2 protein-coding genes and 2 pseudogenes are annotated in these 4,878 nt (G+C 61.5%); all 4 read right to left on the reverse strand.

Annotated features, from left to right (window positions below):
- Positions 1-462: 462 nt before the first annotated feature.
- The 4 genes and pseudogenes from VAE55_RS13920 to VAE55_RS13935 all read right to left on the reverse strand — a co-directional run bounded on the left by VAE55_RS13920 (position 463) and on the right by VAE55_RS13935 (position 4,380).
- Positions 463-2,430 (reverse strand): annotated as a pseudogene (locus tag VAE55_RS13920) (NACHT domain-containing protein).
- Positions 2,431-2,679: 249 nt separating this feature from the next.
- Positions 2,680-3,159: a hypothetical protein gene (locus VAE55_RS13925; protein ID WP_322816375.1), complete on the reverse strand. Its 480-nt coding sequence runs from the start codon at positions 3,157-3,159 to the stop codon at positions 2,680-2,682.
- 39 nt (positions 3,160-3,198) lie between these two features.
- A pseudogene (locus tag VAE55_RS13930) lies at positions 3,199-4,175 on the reverse strand (IS256 family transposase).
- A gap of 37 nt (positions 4,176-4,212) precedes the next feature.
- Positions 4,213-4,380, reverse strand: coding sequence for a hypothetical protein (locus VAE55_RS13935; RefSeq protein WP_322816376.1), 168 nt, complete (start codon positions 4,378-4,380; stop codon positions 4,213-4,215).
- Between the last annotated feature and the right edge of the window lie 498 nt (positions 4,381-4,878).

The raw sequence follows: 4,878 nt of genomic DNA on the forward strand, positions 1-4,878 counted from the left end.
ACCAATCCAGCGCGTGATGGCACCGGAGATGGTTATTCGAGCGCGACAGTACAACTTTTTATGAAATAAGTTCTAATAATCGCTGTCTACAGGGAGTTCAAGGTTGGAGAACGTGAGTCCGGATGATAAAAACTCACATTACCACGTCTGCTGCGAGCAGGCTCTAGCGACTGACCGTCAGGATGAACAACCCGACGCTGCCCTCGGCACTGTATGGCGCAACCGCATGCCGGCTGTGGGGAGCAGTTCCCATGAACGTGCTCCGTCACGCCTCACGGTAGCAACCCGGCTTATACCCATCCTCTGTGTCCGCCGTGTCTCTGTGGTAAAAATACCGCGATCCGCGCCTGCGGCGCGGGCAGGGGGATGCTGCGCACCCCTGCACCCCCAGCACCGGCAGCGCAACCCGCAAGCCGTACAAAATACTTTACAATATCAAAAAGACAAGAAGTCAAAAAGACATTAAGACGAAGGCAGGGAGAATAGACGGGCAAGACGCACACCCCAAAAGTTGCTGGCGTCAGCGGGATTGCTGACGCCGCGAGAGACGCAAGGGGCGAGGTCACGATCGTCGAGCCACGAGCCGCCGCGCAGCACATAGCTATCGACACGTTTGTTCCCTGTGTAAAGACTTTCCGCGTCTACCTCGCCATGGAACGGATAGTTCAGATATGGCGTGCTGCACCACTCCCAGACATTGCCGGCCAGCTTCTCGGCCCCGCAGGCCGCCGCGCCGTGGGGGAAGATGCCCACCACCGAGGTGCCACCGATCTTACTCTCTTCGGTGTTAGTCCGGATGCCGAGGTGAGGATCATCCCAATCTCCCCAGGGGTATTCGCGCCGCCCGGCACGCGTATTGCCACCCGGTAGGACCGGCGGGTAAGCTGCGGCCCGCTCCTATTCGGCCTCGGTAGGCAGGCGCACCTCCTCGCCTGCCGTCAGCACACCCAGGGCGTGCAGCCATTCGTTGATCCACCAGGCGAAGGCGGTGGCGGCGTACCAGGTTACGCCGACCACCGGGGGGTTGCCCTAACCGGCCCGGTAACATGCACCGGGCCAGTAGAATGGACGAACATCCTCCGGTTCTTGCTCATGCATCTCCATCAACTGCAAAAGTTTCCGCGCCGCGGCAACGGCCTCCGGCGTGCCGCACCCGGCCAGCGCCTCGATAAACAGCAGGTACTGGCGGTTGGTCACCGGGAAGCGGGCCAGGGCGTAGGGCCGGCGGATGGTGTAGTCGAACTGCGACTTTTCGTCGTCCAGCCCCCCATTATCATCACCCATACTGAACGTACCCGGCTCGATGCGGGTTGCCCAGTAATCGGCCTTTGTCAGGTCAAGGCCGGGGCGGTCGGTATCGGCATCGAGCCGGTCAAGCATAGTCGCGGCGCGGTTGCGCAGCACCGGGTCGGGGTGGGCTTTACGCCGCCAGTTGTCGGTGAGTGCGGCGAGGGCGCAGAGGCGGGCTGTGATAGCGCGACGCAGGGGTGCCAGCTCGGGCACGCGCCCGGCGTCGGCGTCGTCCAGGGCATCACCGGCCAGTAGCAGTGCCTCGGGATCGTTCGCATCGAGCAGGCCGCGCAGCAGAGTGCGCGCCTTGTCCGTGACGCCACTGGTAGCCCAGTGGCCCACCGCCAGCAGGATGGTCTCCCGCCAGCGCGCCTCGTTGCGCAGCGCCAGCAACCGGTCGACACCATCGGAGCGCTGGTCAAAGTCGCGGGCAGTCAGGTACTCCTGGAGAGTGTAGTGCGCGAAGCTATAGCCAGCGTCGCGCCGTTGCAGGATGCCGCTATGGAGCGCCAGCGATTCCATGAGCTGCGTCACATACGTGTGTGCCTCTGTCGCGCTCCACTCCATATCCTCGGCGTACTGTAGCGCGAACAGGTCGGCAACCTCCTCTTGCGTCACCTCGCGCCGCTGGTTCTGCTGCATCCAGTCGGCCAACTGTTGCAGGCGACGTTGCACGCTGCCCACGCTCTCACCAAAGAGCACCGGTCTGGCTGCCTGGCTCTCGGGCAGCCTGCCCCCGGAGAGTTGCTGGATGCGCCAGGTTTCGAGCAGCAGGTACACCAGTCGGTTGTAAAGCTCGGCCCGCTCGCGTGGCAAGCCCATTCCAGTGTAGACCAGCAGGGCCACGCTGGTCAGCAAGAGTGGACTGGTACACATATCGAACAGACGCGGGTTGTGCTCCAGAATCCCCCAGAGGTAGCCAACCTCGTCACTCACGCTGCGCTGCTGGAGATGACTCGGATCGTTGCGGTAGGCTGCGCCGAACCACTTGCCGAGCAGATCCTTCATCTCATCGCTGTTAAGCGGGCTAAGGTGGCGCTCGATGAAGCCGGGGATAGCGCAGTCCTTGAACGGGCGGCTGGCGACCAGGTAGCGGTTCTGCGGGCAGGACTGGGCCAGGCCGGCAATCCAGCGCTGCATCTTGGTGCGGCGGGGTGTGTCGCCGGTCTCATCGAGACCGTCGAGCAACACCAGACAACCGCCCTCTCTGATCAGCGACGAGAGCGGGCTGGCGGTCACAGCGGCGTGCCAGGCAGATGGTGAGGGCAATTTAGGCTCACCCGCCGGCGTCTCAACCGACTGCTTCTCCCGCAGTCTCAGAAACTCCGCCACTCGGGGCGCCACCTGGCTATCGAGCCAGTCGAGCAGCGGGTTGGCCGCCGTCGCGCACTACTGACCCTCCGGCGTATCGCGCAGCCACTTCTTGGCCAGGGTCAGACGCATATAGATCGGCAGCGGCAGCGGATCAGCACGGAGTCCGAGATGTTTCTTCGCACTAGCCGGATCATTGCGCAGCAGCGCATCGGCAAGGGCCAGCGCACCGAAGTGAAGCGTTGTAGTCTTGCCGCTGCCGGCATCGCCGATCAGCAGCATGCGCTCGATACGCTGTTGTTCCGAAGTCTGGCCTTTGCGCTTCTCAGCGTCAGGCAACGGGTCGCTGAAGAGTGCAAAAACCCCTTCACTCTGTTTCAGATTCTCAAGCGCCCTGGCACGCCGGCAATACTCATCCTCTGGCCTGAACTCACCCTGGGTAAGACGTTGGAACTCCTTGATCTGGGTGCGCTCGATCACCCGCAGTTGCCCATAGACCTCGGCGAGCGGCAGGTGCGCCACCCGGCCAGCCGTCTTAATCGGGATCACCGGCAACATGCGCAACTCGCTGTGCAACCAGGCCAGGTAGGTAGTATGTCAAGAGTTGTGTAAAAGTTTGGCTTCGGTTTCCTGAGCAGGGACAGTGATACTTCTGAGTTTGAGACTGCGGGTAACCGCATAGAAGATGAACAGACAACTCTGCTCGTTACGGAAAGCGGCGGCCATCTTGCGGCTGCGCCTTTTGACCTCGCCGCAGAAACGCTCGATGATGTTGGTGGTGCGAAGGTACTTCCAGTGGTGCTTGGGGAAACTGGAGAAGGTCAAGCCAGCCGCCAAGTCACGCCGCAGGCATTGGATAGCGCTCGGAGAGATACTTTCGTACTTGGCGATGCACGCAGCCAGCGCTAACGCTGCTTTCGCGCGGCTATCCTGATAGCAGATCGCGCTCACGTCTGGGCGGATGCGCTCATGCGGCTTCTCAGGCACGTACGCCAGAACCTTGGCGATCTTGTGGTTGAGGCAGCGTGGCCGTTGTGAGGCCGGGAACGTGTTGGCAATGGCGTTCACCATGGCCTGGTTGCCGTCGGTGATCCAGAGGTCCACCTGTTTCACGCCACGGCGTTTCAAGTCCGCCAGCAGGTCTTCCCAGGCCTGCTGGTTCTCCCGTTCGCCCACGCAGAAGGCCAAAACATCTCGCTGACCTGCTTGGTCAATGCCCACCACCGCCCAAATGGGCATTTTGCAGCCTTCGCCATTGGCGATGACTGGGCAATAGGTGCCATCGGCATAAACTTACAGGTAATGTGCCTTCAATTGGCGCTTCTGCCAGGCTTCACACTCCGCTTGCAAGCTGTGACAGACCCGCGCAACCGTAGCAGGACTGGGGCGGATGCCGCTGCGCACCGCCATGACCATCGCCACGCCGGCCGTGCTCACCCCGCGGACAAACATGCTCCAGCTGGCCGCGTCCAATGCTGCCACGCGGCGCTGATCACGCGCACACAGCTGGGCTGAAAGCCATTGCGCGGACGCGGAACGGGCAAATCCTCAATCACCCCTTGCGTGGTGGTCAACTTGCGCTTATCCGTGCCATTCCGACGATCCCGTCGCTCAGGGGTCTGTTGGTAAGGGGGCTGCGTTGCAGAATGCTGCCACTTCTTCTTCGAGAAGAGTGAGCAAGGTGACGCGGATCGCTATGCGTAATCGCTCTTGAAGCACCTCCTGAAAGGGGGCTTGACTGGCATCGGCGAAGGTTTTATGATGCGTTTTGGGAGCCATGGTTCCTCCTTGGTTGTTTGGTCTCGTACCTGCAAGGATACCAGCTCCCACCTTATTTACACAAGATCCGTTATACTACCGATGGCTGAACGCAGGTCGGCAGCCTGCCCCACAGTGGGCTGGTGGTGGTGCGCAGGGGTGGATTCCGCAGGGGCGGATCTGTAGGGGCGGGTTCAGAACCCGCCCCTACGGATGGTACCTGTGCCGTTTACCTTACCATCCACGGGAGGCGGTGAATGAGGGACATCACCCGATTACGCCAGGAGTGATCACAGCCACGGCGAACGGCATTTCCACTGCACACGCCGGAGTGGATACGGTTTTCCGGTGAAGTTACCCGTGGCGCAGGGTATGGAGTGCGGCAGCATGGCTGCCGCACTCCATACTGCGCGACACACGTGTGACGAACGGGTAAAGCAATCCATCCAGCACGTGATAGCACGGCTGGAGCGACGCACTGCCATCGGGTCAGTCGCTCAAAACAACACCCATAGCGAT

It is taken from the genome of Chloroflexus sp., from assembly GCF_034432675.1.
In the GTDB taxonomy this organism is placed as follows: domain Bacteria; phylum Chloroflexota; class Chloroflexia; order Chloroflexales; family Chloroflexaceae; genus Chloroflexus.

Bases quoted from the DNA above. Each gene is read 5' to 3' on its own strand.
- VAE55_RS13925 (WP_322816375.1), bottom strand. From the start codon at position 3,159: ATGTTGCCGGTGATCCCGATTAAGACGGCTGGCCGGGTGGCGCACCTG.
- VAE55_RS13935 (WP_322816376.1), bottom strand. From the start codon at position 4,380: ATGGCTCCCAAAACGCATCATAAAACCTTCGCCGATGCCAGTCAAGCC.